Origin of the sequence: Bacillus sp. FSL W8-0920 (genome assembly GCF_038593215.1) — a bacterium.
Classification (GTDB): domain Bacteria; phylum Bacillota; class Bacilli; order Bacillales; family Bacillaceae; genus Bacillus; species Bacillus pumilus.
On sequence record NZ_CP151974.1, the window covers coordinates 507,789 to 524,867 of the forward strand.

17 protein-coding genes and 1 riboswitch are annotated in these 17,079 nt (G+C 41.9%); of the genes, 12 read left to right on the forward strand and 5 right to left on the reverse strand.

What is annotated here, in order from left to right; translation table 11 throughout:
• Window positions 1-43 precede the first annotated feature (43 nt).
• Together NSS78_RS02450 and NSS78_RS02455 are read right to left on the reverse strand one after the other, a co-directional pair.
• The gene (locus NSS78_RS02450; RefSeq protein ID WP_003214137.1) at window positions 44-1,321 is read right to left on the reverse strand and encodes an Nramp family divalent metal transporter; all 1,278 of its coding nucleotides are present in this window, start codon (window positions 1,319-1,321) and stop codon (window positions 44-46) included.
• A 223-nt stretch (window positions 1,322-1,544) separates the two neighbouring features.
• Window positions 1,545-1,805, reverse strand: a complete 261-nt coding sequence (locus NSS78_RS02455) for a GlsB/YeaQ/YmgE family stress response membrane protein (protein WP_003214275.1) — start codon at window positions 1,803-1,805, stop codon at window positions 1,545-1,547.
• A 157-nt stretch (window positions 1,806-1,962) separates the two neighbouring features.
• On the opposite strand from NSS78_RS02455, the gene NSS78_RS02460 reads away from it, so the two are divergent.
• A complete protein-coding gene (locus NSS78_RS02460; RefSeq protein ID WP_126741652.1) occupies window positions 1,963-2,793 on the forward strand; it encodes an EcsC family protein in 831 nt (276 codons plus the stop codon).
• Between the two features lie 25 nt (window positions 2,794-2,818).
• On the opposite strand, the gene NSS78_RS02465 is transcribed toward NSS78_RS02460, so the two are convergent.
• Window positions 2,819-3,916, reverse strand: a complete 1,098-nt coding sequence (locus tag NSS78_RS02465; RefSeq protein ID WP_003214354.1) for a DctP family TRAP transporter solute-binding subunit — start codon at window positions 3,914-3,916, stop codon at window positions 2,819-2,821.
• A gap of 83 nt (window positions 3,917-3,999) precedes the next feature.
• Here NSS78_RS02465 and NSS78_RS02470 point away from each other — a divergent pair, with 83 nt between their 5' ends.
• From NSS78_RS02470 to NSS78_RS02505, 8 genes are all read left to right on the forward strand, one after another.
• A complete protein-coding gene (locus NSS78_RS02470) occupies window positions 4,000-5,604 on the forward strand; it encodes a sensor histidine kinase (protein WP_212046681.1) in 1,605 nt (534 codons plus the stop codon).
• Entirely contained in the window at window positions 5,601-6,284 is a 684-nt protein-coding gene (locus NSS78_RS02475; RefSeq protein ID WP_003214207.1) for a response regulator, read from the forward strand. The genes NSS78_RS02470 and NSS78_RS02475 overlap by 4 nt, the downstream gene beginning before the upstream one ends.
• 124 nt (window positions 6,285-6,408) lie before the next feature.
• On the forward strand, window positions 6,409-7,677 hold the full coding sequence (gene dctP, locus NSS78_RS02480; protein WP_050945540.1) for a C4-dicarboxylate transporter DctP: 1,269 nt from the start codon (window positions 6,409-6,411) through the stop codon (window positions 7,675-7,677).
• Window positions 7,678-7,887: 210 nt separating this feature from the next.
• Window positions 7,888-8,910: an AI-2E family transporter gene (locus tag NSS78_RS02485; RefSeq protein ID WP_050945541.1), complete on the forward strand. Its 1,023-nt coding sequence runs from the start codon at window positions 7,888-7,890 to the stop codon at window positions 8,908-8,910.
• A gap of 63 nt (window positions 8,911-8,973) precedes the next feature.
• A riboswitch (cyclic di-AMP (ydaO/yuaA leader) is annotated at window positions 8,974-9,106 on the forward strand.
• 78 nt (window positions 9,107-9,184) lie between these two features.
• Window positions 9,185-10,426, forward strand: a complete 1,242-nt coding sequence (locus tag NSS78_RS02490) for a dicarboxylate/amino acid:cation symporter (protein WP_034620244.1) — start codon at window positions 9,185-9,187, stop codon at window positions 10,424-10,426.
• 126 nt (window positions 10,427-10,552) lie between these two features.
• Entirely contained in the window at window positions 10,553-11,479 is a 927-nt protein-coding gene (locus tag NSS78_RS02495; protein WP_050945542.1) for an ABC transporter ATP-binding protein, read from the forward strand.
• On the forward strand, window positions 11,457-12,224 hold the full coding sequence (locus NSS78_RS02500) for an ABC transporter permease (RefSeq protein WP_212046680.1): 768 nt from the start codon (window positions 11,457-11,459) through the stop codon (window positions 12,222-12,224). The genes NSS78_RS02495 and NSS78_RS02500 overlap by 23 nt, the downstream gene beginning before the upstream one ends.
• A 117-nt stretch (window positions 12,225-12,341) precedes the next feature.
• A complete protein-coding gene (locus tag NSS78_RS02505; protein WP_003214381.1) occupies window positions 12,342-12,677 on the forward strand; it encodes a hypothetical protein in 336 nt (111 codons plus the stop codon).
• 99 nt (window positions 12,678-12,776) lie between these two features.
• Here NSS78_RS02505 and fbpB read toward each other — a convergent pair whose 3' ends face one another.
• Window positions 12,777-12,926 carry a Fur-regulated basic protein FbpB gene (fbpB, locus tag NSS78_RS02510; RefSeq protein WP_003214266.1) on the reverse strand — a complete coding sequence of 50 codons (150 nt, stop codon included), beginning with the start codon at window positions 12,924-12,926 and terminating at the stop codon, window positions 12,777-12,779.
• Window positions 12,927-13,272: 346 nt separating this feature from the next.
• A complete protein-coding gene (locus NSS78_RS02515; protein WP_034663973.1) occupies window positions 13,273-13,593 on the reverse strand; it encodes a thioredoxin family protein in 321 nt (106 codons plus the stop codon).
• A 183-nt stretch (window positions 13,594-13,776) separates the two neighbouring features.
• Here NSS78_RS02515 and NSS78_RS02520 point away from each other — a divergent pair, with 183 nt between their 5' ends.
• The 3 genes from NSS78_RS02520 to NSS78_RS02530 all read left to right on the forward strand — a co-directional run bounded on the left by NSS78_RS02520 (window position 13,777) and on the right by NSS78_RS02530 (window position 17,025).
• Entirely contained in the window at window positions 13,777-14,859 is a 1,083-nt protein-coding gene (locus tag NSS78_RS02520; protein ID WP_044140559.1) for a D-alanine--D-alanine ligase, read from the forward strand.
• Window positions 14,860-14,940: 81 nt separating this feature from the next.
• Window positions 14,941-16,305, forward strand: coding sequence for a UDP-N-acetylmuramoyl-tripeptide--D-alanyl-D-alanine ligase (gene murF, locus NSS78_RS02525; protein ID WP_050945545.1), 1,365 nt, complete (start codon window positions 14,941-14,943; stop codon window positions 16,303-16,305).
• A 27-nt stretch (window positions 16,306-16,332) separates the two neighbouring features.
• Entirely contained in the window at window positions 16,333-17,025 is a 693-nt protein-coding gene (locus tag NSS78_RS02530; protein ID WP_050945546.1) for an alpha/beta fold hydrolase, read from the forward strand.
• Window positions 17,026-17,079 lie beyond the last annotated feature (54 nt).

The window sequence follows — 17,079 nt, forward strand, 5'->3', positions numbered from 1 at the left end:
ACCATAACCAAATGGAAAGAAAAAGACAGCTCAACACGGTCTTTTACATAAACGTATCTACAATTAAGAAGAGATTAAGTGCTACAACAAGAGCTGCTATCACCCAAGATATTCCTGTCACCCAGCGAGCATTCGTCAATTCGCCCATAATTCGTTTTTTACTTGTAAATAAAATGAGCGGAATTAAAGCAAAGGCAATCCCAAACGATAAGACGACCTGACTCATCACAAGCGCGGAGGTCGGATTCACTCCAGATGCAATAATTGCAATAGGAGGAATGATGGTAATCAGCCGGCGAACATACAGCGGGATCCGGTATTGAATAAAGCCCTGCATAATGATGTCGCCTGACAATGTACCGACAGAAGAGCTGGATAGTCCGGCTACAAGCAGACCTACACCAAATAAGATGGCTGATACAGGCCCTGCGAGTGTACCAAAATGCTGAAACGCAACATCCAAATCTTCAACAAAAAGACCATTTTTATAAAATAAAGCGGCTGCCACAATCAACATGCTGGCATTGATGGCCCCGGCGACGATCATTGCAATGAGGATATCTAAAAACTCAAAGCGGAAAATCTGCTTTTTCTCCTTTTCCGTTCTGCCGACGACTCTTCTTTGGGTTAAAGCTGAATGTAAGTAGATTGCGTGAGGCATCACAGTGGCACCTAAAATTCCAGCTGCAAGCAGTACGCTGTCTGCGCCATCAAATTTTGGAATGAACAGTCCGCCAGCGACACTTGCGATATCTGGTTTGGCGACAAAGGTTTGTACAGCGAAAGCGATCACGACAACGAACAACATGCCTGTGATACCTGCTTCTAATGCTCGATATCCTCGTCTTTGCAGCTCCAATATCGCAAATGAACCGATAGCCGCGATAATGGATGCTTCAAGCAGCGGGATTCGAAAGAGCAAGTATAAACCAAGTGCCGCCCCGATAAACTCAGCTAAATCCGTGGCAATAATGACGAGCTCTCCCTGAATCCATAAACCGATCGAAACGGGCTTTGGAAACTCTTCACGTGCGATTTCAGGTAAGTTTTTGCCTGTCGCAATTCCAAGCTTTGCGGATAAAGACTGGATGAGCAAAGCCATGAGATTTGATATGAGAATGACCCATAAAAGGAGATATCCATATTTGGAGCCAGCCGCAATGTTGGTGGCGAAATTTCCTGGATCAATATAAGCAATGGCTGCGATAAAAGCAGGACCGAGAAAAGGAAGGAGTCTTCTAAATCCCTTGACTTTTCCTTCAAGTGCACGCTCAGCTGCCTCTGACATGTGTGCCTGTGCCTCGATGTATTTGTTTGTCATATGTCATCACCTAGATTCTACAAAGTTTTGCTTGGGCACAAAATGTTTCCTTGATGCAATTTTTAATCATCATATGCCCATCTTCATGAAAAGTCAACTATCTGAACTAATAGGTTTGTTTATCATATGTAAGTGAAAAAAATAGATACCTTGTCAATCCAACACATAAAAAACACCGCCTTTATAGACGGTGTCCCTACTGCTTCCTCTGTTATTTGTTTTTTTAAGATACCCTTGATCCCACACTACGGAAGATCAGGCTTAAGATGATGACAAAGATCGCTGCACCTAAGATTGCTGGAATGATCGCAAAGCCTGCCAAACTAGGACCCCACGTTCCAAGTAATCCATGACCAATCCAAGCACCTGCAAGTCCTGCAATCATTGAACCGATCCATCCTCCTGGTACACTACCTCCAGCGAGTGCACTGCCAATAAGGCCGATGACAATCGCCACAACTAATGAAATCAGAAATCCTAACATGTTGATCACTCCTCTTTTTGTTTGTGTATTAAGCAATAACCGTTTTGAAAAAGTTTCAAACCTTTCGAAACCGATTCAATGTTCTATACGTATGATGGAAAAGGATTGTGTATAATAACAAACAAATACTTCAGCAGCATCTAAGGAGGAAAAAGGCATGGAGGAAAGAGAGTGGCTAAAAGCACAATTAAAGCAGATTGAACAGTGGGAGAAAGATCAGCAAAAGGTATGGTTTTGGGAGAAACTCAGCCGCCTGCCATTTCAAATGCTGGACAAGCTGACGCCTGCCTTTATCCAGAAAAAAATCGGTGTGCTGCTAGATGAAATGGGGCATTACATTCAATCAGGCGGTGCCTATTTGACATCAGAAAAAGGCATCATCCATCAATTTCAAAAGAAATGTGCCGACGAATCGATTCAGCGTATAGAAGATATAGAAAAAGCTCCAATTGAAATCATGGATGCCATTAGTGAACATATGGGGAAAAATAGGACGAATCTCGCCACGGTACAAGGGGCGACAACGGGTGTCGGTGGTATGTTTACACTGGCTGCAGATATTCCTGCGGTACTTGGTCTCTCCCTTAAAACATTACAGGATATTGCCGTCACCTATGGCTATGATCCTAAAAACAAGGAAGAGCGGGTCTTCATCATAAAATGCTTACAGTTGACCTCTGCTGATGTGGTTGGGAAGAAATCGATATTAAAAGAACTCAGGAGCTATCATGCTTCCGAAGGGAAACACGAAAACATGTTCTCACAAATCCAAGGATGGCGTGAGGTAGTCTATAATTACCGAGATTCATTTGGCTGGAAGAAACTGTTTCAGCTTGTTCCCGTAGCAGGGATTTTATTTGGCGCAGTTTCCAACCGCTCACAACTAAAAAGTATTGCCGAAACAGGCATGATGCAATACCGAAAGCGAAGAATTGTCTCAAGATTAGAAGAGCTCACGCAGCAAGAACAGAGTGAATCTGGTGCATAAAAAATCCCTTTCTCAAAGGGATTTTTTATTTGGTCTGATCCTCTTCTTGAAAAGCATGGATCGGAGAATGTTCATAACGCGCACGCAGCTCACGTATCTGTTTGATTAGGGTAGAACCAATGGTTTTTTCGGCTTCCTCATACAAAGGATCGAGGGCTTTCATCCATTTTTGTCTTTCTGCTGGCGTCAATTCATGAATGGCAATCTGCGATTCCCGTTTAATGTCCTCCAGCTGATCTTTGTTCATCTGTTCTGCATGTTTTTCATTCCAAGCTGTTGTTTCTTCCATCGCTTCAAGTAAAATTCGTTTCGTTTCAGGTGTCTGGCGATCAAAGAAGGATTGATCTGTTAAGACCACATAGCCTAAATACCCGTGATTACTGATCGTCATATAGTCTTGTATATGATAGAATTTTTTTGAATAAATATTTGAAATGGTATTTTCTTCACCATCTACTTTTTTTGTTTCTAATAGCTGAAACGTCGAATTAAACGATTCCTGATAGGGCTTTGCGCCAAGAAGTTTGAATTGTTTTTCAATCATGTCGCTTTGCATAATGCGGAGAGATTGGTTTTTTAAATCACTAGGCTGTTTGATTGGACCTTTATTAGAGGTGATTTGCTTAAAGCCATTTGTCCAATACGCCATTCCCTTTAGCCCGTCTTTTTGCAGGGTGCCAAACAATCTTTGTCCAATTGCACCGTGCAAGCCTTCCTGAACCGCATCATAATTAGAAAAAGCAAAAGGAAGGTCAAGTGCCAGCCACTCAGAGGATAGCATGCCGAGCTTCGAGGTAGATGGTGCGATAAATTGAACTTGATTCTCTTTGAGTGCATTAATTTCTTCTATATCAGAATAAAGACTTCCGTTGGAGAAAATTTGAATGGTGATCTTCCCATCGGATTTTTCGTGCACAAGCTCAGCAAATTTCTTTGCGGCAAGTCCTTTTGGTGTATTATCTGCCACGACATGGCTAAATTTGAACACAAGCTGATCCTTCAGCCCTGTCTGTTCATCGTCAAAGGTCGTCGCTGCTTTTGGCATCATATGATAGAAACCAAAGTATAAAGCGGTTACAAAACCGATCAAGAGCAATAGTGTATAGGCGAGTAAATTCTTCATGCGTCCGATCCCCCTTATGTCAAGCATACTTGACCGAGGAAGAATTCGTAAAGATACAGGTGAAAAAAATGATGAGAAATCGATTGAAATTACAACAATTATCTATTAGATGGAAGCTCACCATCCTCACATATTTCGTTGTCATTTTCGCCCTTTTAATCGGAGGAATTGTCCTTGTTGGGGGAATCCAGCAAACAGAGGAACGAGAGCTTCGAAAAAGGCTCATGAACACAGCAAGAACAGTTGCGGAGATGAATGAGGTAAAGCAGGCGTTAGCTGATCAAACAAAGAAACGTGACCGATTACAGCATGCCATCGAAGAGATTCGGATTATTCAAGACGCTGACTACATTGTCGTCATGGATATGGAGCATGTGAGATTAACGCATCCAGTGAAAGCAAGGATTGGCCAGCGTTCGGAGGGGACAGATGAAGAGCCTGCTTTTGCCGAGCATATTTATTTCTCAGAAGCAGAGGGAGAGCTTGGGACCGCCATCAGAGCCTTTTATCCAGTGAAGGATGATCAATTTAATCAAACAGGGGTCGTCCTTGTAGGGAGAACGCTGCCAAGTATGATCGATATATTAGGAGAAATGAAGCGGGATATCCTCATGATCCTTTTGCTGACGCTCAGCTTTGGGCTTGTAGGTTCATTTTTACTCGCTCGTCATATTAAACAGCAAATGTTTAAGCTGGAGCCGCATGAGATTGTCAGAATGCTAGAGGAGCGTACCGCAACCTTTCACTCTATTAATGAAGGGGTCATCGCCATTGATAATCAGCACATGATCACCATTTTTAATGAAAAGGCGAAGCAAATCTTTGGCGTGACAGGGGATGTCGTAGGACGGAATATTTGGGATGTGCTGTCTGACACAAGACTTCCAGAGATCATTGATCGTGCTGAGCCTGTCTATAATGAAGAGATTCATATGAGCGGAAAGCGGATTATGAGCAGCCGGATTCCGATTGTCATGAAAAAGAAAATTATTGGAGCGGTCGCCATTTTTCAGGACCGGACAGAAGCGGCAAAATTAGCAGAGGAGCTAACCGGGGTTAAGAACTTTGTAGACGGTCTGCGGGTGCAAAATCATGAGCATATGAATAAGCTTCATACGATTGCCGGGCTGATTCAGCTTGGTAAAGCCGATCAGGCGCTCGATTTAGCCTTTCAAACGACGGAAGAACAGGAACATGTGCTGGACTTTCTTCACCGTGTCATACAGCATGATGCCGTTGCGGGATTATTGATGAGCAAAATCAGAAGGGGCAAGGAGCTAGGCATAAAGGTCGAAGTAGACGAACATAGCTGTCTGCGTGATTTCCCTGAACGTCTAGATCAACATGATATAACGAAGCTGCTTGGCAACCTGATCGAGAACGCCTTTGCTTCGTATGATACTGTAGAAAGAGACACAAAACGAATTTCGATTAGTATTGATCAAACCGAGGATGTCCTCGCGATTTTAATTGAAGACAACGGCTCCGGGATTGAAGAGGAAATGATTCCTTCTATTTTCGATAAAGGCTTCACACACGGCAAAGAAGGCGGAACAGGCTATGGCCTGTATATTGTAAAAACGATTATCGACAAAGGGATGGGAAATGTAGAAGTCACATCAAGCATCGGCATTGGTACCACCTTCTCAATCGAATTCCCAATGATCATAGAGGAGAGAGACAGATGACTCAGATTAAGGTGCTATTAATTGAAGATGATCCGATGGTGCAAGAAGTGAATAAGGAGTTCATTAAGAGTGTTCCTGGCTTTCAAGTGGCGGCAATCGCAGGTAATGGGGAGCAGGGCATCCAGCTCATCAAAGAAATTCGTCCAGACCTTGTTGTCCTCGATGTATATATGCCAAAAAAAGATGGCGTAAAGACGCTTCAAGACATTAGAAAGCAAAAGATACAGGTGGACGTGATCGTTATTTCTGCGGCAAAGGACAAAGAGACGATTGGCACCATGCTTCAAAATGGTGCACGAGATTATATCATCAAGCCATTTAAGTTCGAACGTATGAAAGAATCACTTGAAAGCTATAAAGCGTTTAAATCTAAAATTCGCACAGCAGCAGAATTTTCTCAGGAGATGCTGGATGATATCATACGAAAGCCTGCTGTTAAGCAGGAAGATACTTGGCTCCCTAAGGGGCTGAATGTGCATACGATGAATGAAATTAAAGCCTATATGGGCATGCAGGAAGGTCCGCAGTCTGCAGAGGAAGTTGCCAATGCACTCGGCATTGCACGTGTCACGGCACGCCGGTATTTAGACTTCTTAGTGAAAGAAGGCGAGCTGAAATTAGATATGCAATATGGCGGGGTAGGCCGGCCTGTCAATAAATATATCGTACATTCTGACTAAGAGACCAAAAAGACCAAAATGTACGATATGTTCATAAGCTTCACAGCCTTTGATGAAATCGCTATCATTTAGCTACAGATAACAGTTAAGCGTTTACATCGAAGGGTGAGGGAGTTGATTTTTTATGAAGAGGCTTTTGAAGAACCTGACATTTCAGGTGATTGCAGCTGTCATTATCGGGATCATTGTCGGGATGGTTTGGCCAAACGTCGGAAAAGAAATGAAGCCGCTTGGTGACACCTTTATCAATGCCGTTAAAATGGTCATCGCACCAATTATTTTCTTAACCATTGTTCTTGGTATTGCCAAGATGGGGGATATGAAAAAGGTTGGAAAAGTTGGGGGAAAAGCATTTATTTATTTTGAAGTCGTCACGACGCTTGCTTTGGTCATCGGTCTTTTTGTCGTAAATATCATGAAGCCAGGTGCAGGTCTGGACTATAGCAAGCTTGAAAAAGGGGATGTTTCACAGTATACCCAAAACGGGGGACAGGGTATCGACTGGATGGAATTTGTCACACACATTGTGCCATCTAACATGGTAGATGCTTTTGCAAAGGGTGATATTTTACAGGTCTTATTCTTCTCTATTTTATTCGGTGTTGCGCTTGCTGCACTTGGCGAGAAGGGGAAAGGAATCATTGAGTGGCTTGATAAGCTGTCACTTGTTTTCTTTAAAATCATTGGATATATCATGCGTGCAGCTCCGCTCGGTGCATTTGGGGCAATGGCCTATACAATCGGTCACTTTGGTTTGGCATCGATTAAACCGCTCGCAAGTCTGATGCTCTCCGTTTATTTGACTATGTTCCTGTTCATCTTCGTTGTGCTGAATATCATTTGTAAAATGTATGGCTTCAGCCTGTTTGGTTACCTGCGATTTATCAAGGATGAAATTTTAATTGTTCTTGGCACAAGCTCATCAGAATCCGTGCTACCAAGAATGATGGATAAAATGGAACGCTACGGGTGCTCTAAGTCTGTTGTGGGTCTTGTCATCCCAACAGGGTATTCCTTTAACTTGGACGGAACCTCGATCTACTTATCGATGGCTGTGGTCTTCTTAGCGCAAGTGTTTGGTGTAGACTTGTCTATCGGCCAGCAGATCACCATTATCCTTGTTCTAATGCTCACATCAAAGGGAGCGGCTGGGGTGACAGGAAGCGGATTTATCGTGCTGGCTTCTACACTCGCTGCACTACAGGTCATTCCGCTAGAGGGGCTTGCACTTCTGCTTGGAGTAGATCGATTCATGAGCGAAGGAAGAGCCATCACAAACCTCATTGGAAATGGAATCGCGACAATTGTTGTGGCGAAAAGTGAAGGTGAATTTGACGAAGCGAAGAGCAAAACAGCCCTTCAAGAAATGCGCAATATGAAGCAAGCTGTATAGTATAAAAACAACCAAAAACCGAAACCTTATGTCTACATGGGGTTCGGTTTTTTCTTGTGTAAAAAAAGAAAAAACATGAAAGCTTGATAAATTTAGTGCGAATCGTAAGACCTCATTGACCTTTTGTTATATAATTTACAGAAAGATCCGATATAATGTATATCAGATCCAATGAAAAATAGACTTTAGTCCTGGCAGGTGTATAACGAAATGGCAGCATTTTTAAAATTGTTCGAAAAACCCGGTGTTAAGCGGTTTTCTGTATTTGTAGTATTAGCCACAGCCTTATATTTATTAAGAGGAATGATGAATTTAATTCTCTTGACCTTCATATTCACCTTTTTGATGAATCGGTTAGAAGAGGTCATTAGAGGCTTTTTAAGTCGCTTCCTGAAAATAGGGCAGAAATCGGTTATTACCATTTTGTATATTCTTTTGGCTGGTGGATTGACGGTTGGCGGATTCGTGTTTGTGCCAATCATCGCCAAACAGGTGGAGCAGCTATTTCATTTAGGAAAGAAAATTGCAGATCATCCACAAGATTTACCCTTCATTGATGTCATCACGAACGTATTCGGAGATTTTAAAATATCAGCTTACTTTGAGAAAGGGTTTAATTTCCTCTATACATACTTAACTGATTTCAGTACGTTCAGTATCCAGGTCATTATGTCCTTAATATTAAGCATGTTCTTCCTGTTCGAAAAGGAACGCCTCATTCAATTCATGAACAAGTTCAAAACGAGTAAAATCTCTGTGTTCTATAACGAAATCGCCTTCTTTGGACGTAAATTTTCCAGAACGTTCGGAAAGGTACTCGAAGCACAGTTTATTATTGCAACTGTTAACTGTGTTTTAACAACCATTGCGCTAGGTATTATGGGATTCCCGCAATTATTTGGATTAGCGGTCATGGTCTTTTTGCTAGGCTTAATCCCTGTGGCAGGTGTGGTTATCTCACTTATTCCACTCAGCATCATTGCGTATACGCTTGGAGGCGGCATGTATGTCCTGTATATCGTGCTTGTGATCGTCATCATCCATGCCATTGAAGCCTATTTCCTAAACCCGAAGCTCATGTCAGCAAAAACAGAACTCCCTATCTTCTTCACATTTGTTGTGCTGATCTTCTCTGAACACTACATCGGCATTTGGGGACTGATTATTGGTATCCCGATCTTTGTGTTCATTTTAGATATTTTGGAGGTCACGAATAAGGAAGAAAGTAATTAAAAAGTTCATATGAACCTGTTTACAATTTTCCGAAAATAAGGTATAAATAGTATGAAAATATCATATTACCACACGCTTAATCCTTCTAAAGGAATGGGGGACCCATGTTTTTGGGGTGAATTTTTCTCTGTGAGAAAAAAGGACATCTCTTCGTCCTAACCCGTCAGCTAACCTCATCGGCGTGAAGAGAGTAAACAGTGGTACGTGTATGGAAACAAAGACCCACGAGAAAACTCTCTTGTGGGTCTTTTTTGATGAGGAAGGGGAGATTTTATTGAAGCTAGCGACGAAAATTATTATTGCCTTGTTTGTAGGTGCAATCACAGGACTATTGCTTAACATTTTTGCTCCAAATGTATTCAAAGTGTTAGACCCTTATCTATTTACGCCTCTAGGTCAAATCTTCTTAAACCTGATTAAAATGTTAGTGGTGCCGATCGTATTCTTTTCCATCACACTAGGTGTAGCAGGTCTAGGTGATCCGAAAAAGCTTGGCAGAATCGGCGTAAAAACCATTACTTATTTCCTGCTTACTACTACTTTTGCCATCATCATTGGCATTTCATTAGCCTTATTAATCAAGCCGGGAGCATTCGGTCATTTTGATACGAAAGCAGCTGATTATTCCGCAGAGGAAGCCCCATCAATGGCAGAAACACTACTCAACATCATCCCAACCAATCCAGTCCAATCTTTAGTTGAAGGAAACATGCTTCAAATCATCGTCTTTTGTGTATTTTTAGGTCTTGGCATTGCCATGCTTGGGAAGAAGACGGAAGGTTTGCTGAAGCTGTTTGAACAAGGAAATGAATTAATGATGTACCTTGTCGGCATAGTGATGAAGTTCGCACCGTACGGAACATTCGGTTTGATCGCAACTGCCATTGGCAGTCAGGGATTTGATGCGATGAAAGCGATGGGCCTTTATTTCTCGGTCGTGTTAGTTGCGCTCGTGCTGCATTTCTTCCTAACTTATGGGTCAACTGTCGCCATTTTAGCGAAGCGAAATCCGATGGCATTTTTCAAAGGATTTTCTCCAGCAATGGTTGTCGCATTTAGTACGTCAAGTAGTAACGCAGTCCTCCCAGTCTCGATGGAAACAGCCCAGAAACGTTTGAAGGTGCCGGAGCCGATTTCAAGCTTTGTACAGCCGCTTGGTGCAACCATTAATATGGATGGCACAGCGATTATGCAAGGGGTCGCGACTATTTTTATCGCGCAAGTGTATGGAGTTGAACTGACGCTTGTCCAAATGTTGACGGTTGTCTTAACGGCTGTCTTAGCAAGTATCGGTACAGCGGGTGTGCCAGGAGTTGGGCTCATTATGCTCGCTATGGTACTGAACTCTGTGAATCTGCCGGTTGAAGGCATTGCGCTCATCCTTGGCATAGACCGCTTATTAGATATGGCAAGAACCGTTGTCAATATTACAGGTGACGCCGCATGTGCGGTGATTGTGACAGAAACGGAGAAAAAACACGAGACAGACGCAGCATCACCGAACCTATCCATGTAATGTAAAAGAAGGGCTGACTCGATCAGCCTTTTTTTCATGGAGTCCCTTGTCTTGCGTGATATACTTTTAACAGAATGAGCGGTCTTATTTGCCGCTTTAGGTTTTACATCAGAAGGAGGAACCACGTTGGAATCTGCTGTTCTAAAAGTAGAGAAAGTCGATAAACGAATTGGCCGGAAAATGATCTTACAAGATATATCTATAGAAATAGGGAAAGGGGAAATCGTCGGCTTACTAGGACCAAATGGGTCTGGAAAAACAACCTTGATTCGTTTGATCGTTGGCTTGATGAAAAAAAACAATGGCCGAATCATGATCAATGGATATTCACAGGATGAGGATTTCCTACATGCGATGTCATCTGTTGGTGCAATCATAGAAAATCCCGAATTTTATTCTTATTTAACAGGCTTCGAAAACCTTGAACTGTATGCGGCGATGCACGATGGAGTGACAGAGGAACGAATACAGGAAGTGGTGAAAAGAGTTCGTCTGGAGCACGCCATTCATCAGAAGGTGAAGACATATTCACTGGGGATGAAACAAAGGCTTGGGATTGCACAAGCCATATTACATCAGCCGAACCTGCTCATTTTAGACGAACCGACAAATGGACTTGATCCTGCAGGTATGAAGGAATTCAGGGAGCACTTGCAAACGCTAGTAAGAGAAGAAGGAACGTCCGTCTTATTCGCCACACATTTATTGCATGAGGTAGAAGAGCTATGTGACCGTATGATCATCATTCAAAAAGGACAGATCAAAGCCAGTGCCATGCTTCGAGACATAGAGGGGAAAGAACAGATGCTCATGAATATTCAGCCAGTGGAAAAGGCGGCTGCGTGGCTTGATACACATGCCTATACATATGAACGAAACGGAGCGCATGTATTACTTCAATTGAACAAAGACCAAGTGCCTGAGCTGAACAAACAGCTTGTTCTGGCTGGATTTGCTGTACTTGAAATGACGCCTCAAAAGCCATCAATTGAAGAGGCATTTATGAAATGGACGGAAGGCGGGACGGCAGATGCTTCAACTCATCAAGAATGAGCATAAGAAAATTACGAGGAAAAAGATCACGTTCATTGCACTTGGATTGATTGTTGTGTTTCAATTAGCGATGGCTCTAGCGTTGAAACGAGTCATCTCCAGCTTTGGTGGACAAGACACTGTCGCCAACTATTTTGCTTATTCCACAAACGTCGTGTTTATTTTACAGGTGCTCGCGGTTGTCATTGGCGCGACCTTGATCTCAACAGAATTTCAAAAAAGAACGATCAAGTTTTTATTGATACGGCCCAAAACAAGGCTGCAAATTTTCCTGTCAAAATACATCACACTTGTGCTTATGGTCATTTATTTGTTTGTTTTTTATTATGTCATTGCTTTCCTATTTGGCTTTATTTTCTTTGGTACTGCATTTGACGAAAGTACGGGACGATTATTTCAGCATACGTTTGCTGTGATCGGATCTCAGTGGGTGGAAGTGATCATGATGGCAAGCTTCGCTTTTATGTGTTCCAGCTTGTTTAGGAACAGCCTCGTTGCGCTTGTGACCTCGTTTTTTGTTTTATATGCAGCTAAATCACTTGTGCCTATTATGTCTCTTTTAGAAAATCAGTGGGGGAAAATCCTGCTTTTTGCTAATACAGACTTTACTCAGTACAGCTTTCAAGGACCGCCGCCCTTCCATGGCATGAGCCCTTTGTTTTCTCTATTTATGGTAGGGGCGCATTTTGTTTTCTTTGTTGGCACGGCTTGGGTTCTTTTTTGGAAGCGTGATGTAAATGTGTAAAAATTGTGTCAAATAACAAGAAAAATTCGTGACATCTTTGTGAAAACGAGTCTGCATTTCACGATAACCGGCTGATTTTGTCTTATAATAAGAGGGAGTCTTGGAGGTGGCACTATCGTGAAAAATTTCATTACGGCTTTACCCATTTTGTTGCTGCTGTCGTTTTCGTTTGTGTCTTTTGCCTTCCAGTTTGATCATCTTATTTATTTCAGACTAGCGCTGGGGATCTTTTCGTTAGCGGGTCTTTTCTTTCTGTATACACTTAAAAGAAACATGAAATGGTTCATGGTTTATTTATATGCGAGCTGGATCATACTTGCAGCTGTCACAACATTTGAGGAGCCTGTCTTTTCTCAGTTCTTCTTCGGTGGTTTAACAATGACTATGGGTTATCTCACATATATGCTCATTTATTTAGGAATGAAGCAGGACCGTGTAGCGAAATCACATTAAAACAAAAGCCGATAAAATCACAGCATAGATTTTATCGGCTTTTTTTGTTGAAAAAGACAAAAGAGAGGAGCAGCCAGCTTTGACTGCTCCCCCTTATGTTTATGATTCACGTCCAGCAGCTGCAAGCTGCTTCTGATGCTTTTTGTCGATGGTTTCGTATATACTTTCCATCATTTTAGGATCGCGCATGATGGCTTTCTTGTTTTCTTCAATCAATTGCTGATACGTTTTGATTTTCTTCTTAGACATGTGACTCATCGCTCCTTTATAAGAATAGACGTCTATAGGATTCTACATAGATGAAATTGATAATCATTTTCAATTAGCACCTTTATTATACAAAGCACAATGCCGGAAGTAAAGATTATATTCAGAAAATTCATGTAATCGACAAATTCGAAGCCTAGTCGACGCTCATTCTTTCCCAGGAAATAATTTCTGTCATTTCTTGTCGTAAGAGAAGCCTCTATATAAAACATTCTTTCGCTCATTGAAACGTTTTGACTGAACAATTCGTCTTATGAAGAGATTTGATGTAAGAGATGGAGAAAAAAAGACACCAGCAAGTGTTTGCTGATGTCCTTCGTTTCACGATTTAAGAAACGTGCCCTTGAAGAAACTCTGTCACTTCTTCAGGTGATTTTGCGTTTGCACTGTGTAAATGACCTGTTTTTTCGCCATTTTTGAAAATTAACAGGCTTGGAATACCCATGACCTGATACGTTTCTGCTAATTCAGGGAAATCATCTTTGTTTATTTCAAACCATTCATGGTGAGCATACGCCTCTAAGATGTCTGGAATGAACATGTCCATTCTTGTACAGTCAGGACACCATGTTGCAAAGAATTTAACGATGACTTCTTTGTCAGATTGAATGATTTCATTGAATTGTTCAGTACTTGTGATTTTTTTCAATTTGTCACAACTCCTTTTCAATGTCATTTTAATATAAAATAAAGGCGAATGACATACAAATGCTCGGGAGGCGCTTACAACTTTACAAATCATTTCAATTCCGTAACAACAAAAATTAATTAGAGCATTTTTGCTTGAAAGTGATAAGATAGTAAAGATGAATTTTAGTGGGGGGAGTATCCATTGAAAATAAGTTTAGGATTGATTTACGGCGGAAAGTCAGCCGAACATAATGTATCACTGCAAACAGCCCTTGCAGTTACAAAAGCACTTAACACTGAGAAGTTCGATATACATCCAATTTATATTACAGAAGAGGGCGAATGGCTAAGAGGAGAAAAACTCACTGAACCAGTATCAAACGTCAGAATGCTTCAATTTGAACAGAGCGCAAAGACGTTTTTACCAACTTCTTTAAATGAGAGCATGTTTCCACAGCCTGCATCCGCTGATGAGAAGATTGATGTTGTCTTCCCATTGTTGCACGGGCCAAATGGTGAAGATGGAACGATGCAAGGATTACTTGAACTGCTAAATATCCCGTATGTCGGCAACGGCGTTCTTGCTTCTGCCGCGGGTATGGATAAAGTCATGATGAAAGATGTTTTTGCTCAAGCAGGACTTGCACAAGCAAAGCACCTTTCCTTCAATAAAAAAGACTATGAGAAAGCCACAGCAGACAGCTTAGAACAGGTAGAACAAGTACTTGGCTATCCATGCTTTGTGAAACCTGCCAACATGGGATCAAGTGTTGGAATAAGCAAATGCCGCAGCAAAGAAGAGCTGCAAACCGCATTCGACTTGGCTTTCCAATATGATCGTCGTGTGGTCGTAGAAGAAGGCGTCGTAGGAAGAGAAATCGAGATAGGTGTATTAGGAAATGACGAGCCGAAGTGCTCTGTCGTTGGTGAAATTGCACCTAAAACAGATTTTTATGACTACAAAGCAAAATATGAAGATGGCGATACAGATTTGATCATTCCTGCGAGTGTGTCAGAAGATGAATACAAGACGATTCATGATATGGCGATTAAGGCATTTAAATCCCTAGATGGTTCTGGTCTTGTACGTGCAGACTTCTTCCTCACAGAAAAAGGCGAAGTGTTGATCAATGAAGTGAATACAATGCCTGGATTCACACCATTCAGTATGTTCCCGCTTCTTTGGAAGCACACTGGTGTAGAGTATCCAGAGCTAATTGAAAAGCTAGTGTCACTTGCAATTGAACGCCATCAAGAAAAACAAACCATTAAAACGACTTTTTAATGTGAGCAACAAGCAGACACTATCCTTTGGTAGTGTCTCTTTTCCTTCAAACGTGAAATGAGAAAGAGAGGCGAAAAAATCATGATCAAACGTACAGTGAATCAAATCGCCCAAATGGCTGGTGGGACACTATCTAATCAAGCTTTTGGCGAAGAGCAAATTTACGGAGTGACGACAGATACACGAAAAGTATCAAAAGGTGCATTGTTTATCCCCTTAATTGGAGAACATTTTAACGGTCACACATTTGCTTCTAAAGCAGTGGAGCTTGGAGCCGCAGCCGTTCTTTGGAATCAAAAAGAAGCCAATCCACCGTTCGGTGTACCTGTCATTCTTGTCGACGATACACTGGCAGCACTGCAGCAATTGGCAAAATCATATTTAAAAGAAGAAAACCCTCGTGTTGTCGGTATTACAGGAAGTAACGGGAAAACGACAACGAAAGATATGATTCATTCCGTCTTACAAACAACGTATCAAGTTCATAAAACAGACGGTAACTTTAATAATCATATCGGTCTTCCGCTCACTATTCTTGCGATGCCAGAAGGTACAGAGATAGCTGTCTTGGAGATGGGCATGAGTGCAAAAGGCGAGATCGAGTTCTTGTCAAACCTAGCTGAGCCTGATGCAGCAGTCATCACCAATATCGGAGAATCTCATATGCAAGATTTAGGATCAAGAGAAGCCATTGCTGATGCAAAATGTGAGATCACAAAAGGGCTAAAAAAGGATGGTACCTTTTATTATTTAGGAGATGAACCTTTGATCCGCGAGAGAGCGACTGCACTTTCGCAGCAAGTGAAAACCTTTGGAGAAGCAGAGGACTGTGATATCAAGGTAACGCATATCAACCAGCTTGCAGAAGGAACTGAATTTCAGGTCGAAGGGTATGCCCAGGGGTTTCTCATTCCTGTATTAGGGAAACATAATGTAAAGAATGCCCTTGCTGCCATTGCCATAGGCCAGCATTTCGGACTGAATGAAAGACAAATCGCCCAAGGACTCATGCAAACAAAGTTAACAGGAATGCGTCTTGAACTGTTTAAAACAGAAAAAGGAATCACTGTTATCAATGATGCGTATAATGCAAGTCCTACTTCCATGAAAGCTGCCATTGATCTTGTAGGAGATATGGACGGCTTTGCAAATAGGATTCTTGTCCTTGGAGACATGCTCGAAATGGGCAGCGAGGAAGAAACGTATCATTATGAACTAGGCCGCTACATCAAGCCTGAATTCATTGATCATGTGATGACGTATGGCCGCTTAGGTGCATTCATCGCTGAAGGAGCAAAGAAATCATTCGGTGACGCGCGCGTGTCCTCATTTATGGACAAAGAGGAACTGAAGAAAAAACTTGCTGATGTAGCAGGTCCTGACGATGTTGTTCTCATCAAAGCCTCACGCGGCATGAGATTAGAAGAAGTCATTACTGCGCTATAAAAAGTGAGCGGCAAAGAAGGTGACAGAATGATTGGCTGTCTATGTATACATGGATTCACAGGCGCTCCCTATGAAGTGGAACCGCTAGCGCAATATTTAAAGCAGAAGACAGATTGGAACGTTCAGTCTGTCACGCTTCCGGGGCATGGAGATGAACTTCAGCTAAAAGGTATTCTCTATCAAGAATGGATTGCGACAGCTGAATTAGAACTTCTTTCTCTTTACAGAACATGTGATACCATTTTTTTGATCGGGTTTTCCATGGGAGGAATGATTGCTTCTTATCTTGCAGCGAAGTATCCAGTTGCTCGTCTCGTCCTTTTAAGTGCTGCGGCGAAATATGTGAATCCAAAACAAATGATTCAAGACACAAGGCAGTTGGTGAAAGAATCATTGTCTGGGCTGATTGATACGAATCCTTTGTATGATAGATACCGTCATAAGCTAACGAGCACACCGCTGTCAGCCGCTGTTGAATTTATGAAACTGGTGAAGCAAACGAAGAGCTCCCTTGAGAAACTACACCTCCCTGTGTTAATTGTTCAAGGAGAAAGCGATGGGATTGTGCCAGCTTCAAGTGCACAATTTATTGATCATAAAATCCCGTCTCGTCAGAAAGAAGTGTTTTATTTACCTGACTGTAAACATCATGTTTGTCACGAGCCGTGTGCACAGCAATTGTTTGGAAAAGTAGAGCAATTTCTAAAAAAAACAATTTAATCTATAGAAAAGCGAAAATGTGGCTAAACTAATATAAATTGAATCCCACTTGTT

Bases quoted from the DNA above. Each gene is read 5' to 3' on its own strand.
- NSS78_RS02450 (WP_003214137.1), bottom strand. From the start codon at position 1,321: ATGACAAACAAATACATCGAGGCACAGGCACACATGTCAGAGGCAGCT.
- NSS78_RS02530 (WP_050945546.1), top strand. From the start codon at position 16,333: ATGATTGGCTGTCTATGTATACATGGATTCACAGGCGCTCCCTATGAA.
- NSS78_RS02485 (WP_050945541.1), top strand. From the start codon at position 7,888: ATGGCAGCATTTTTAAAATTGTTCGAAAAACCCGGTGTTAAGCGGTTT.
- NSS78_RS02465 (WP_003214354.1), bottom strand. From the start codon at position 3,916: ATGAAGAATTTACTCGCCTATACACTATTGCTCTTGATCGGTTTTGTA.
- fbpB (WP_003214266.1), bottom strand. From the start codon at position 12,926: ATGTCTAAGAAGAAAATCAAAACGTATCAGCAATTGATTGAAGAAAAC.
- murF (WP_050945545.1), top strand. From the start codon at position 14,941: ATGATCAAACGTACAGTGAATCAAATCGCCCAAATGGCTGGTGGGACA.
- NSS78_RS02475 (WP_003214207.1), top strand. From the start codon at position 5,601: ATGACTCAGATTAAGGTGCTATTAATTGAAGATGATCCGATGGTGCAA.
- NSS78_RS02460 (WP_126741652.1), top strand. From the start codon at position 1,963: ATGGAGGAAAGAGAGTGGCTAAAAGCACAATTAAAGCAGATTGAACAG.
- NSS78_RS02455 (WP_003214275.1), bottom strand. From the start codon at position 1,805: ATGTTAGGATTTCTGATTTCATTAGTTGTGGCGATTGTCATCGGCCTT.
- dctP (WP_050945540.1), top strand. From the start codon at position 6,409: ATGAAGAGGCTTTTGAAGAACCTGACATTTCAGGTGATTGCAGCTGTC.
- NSS78_RS02500 (WP_212046680.1), top strand. From the start codon at position 11,457: ATGCTTCAACTCATCAAGAATGAGCATAAGAAAATTACGAGGAAAAAG.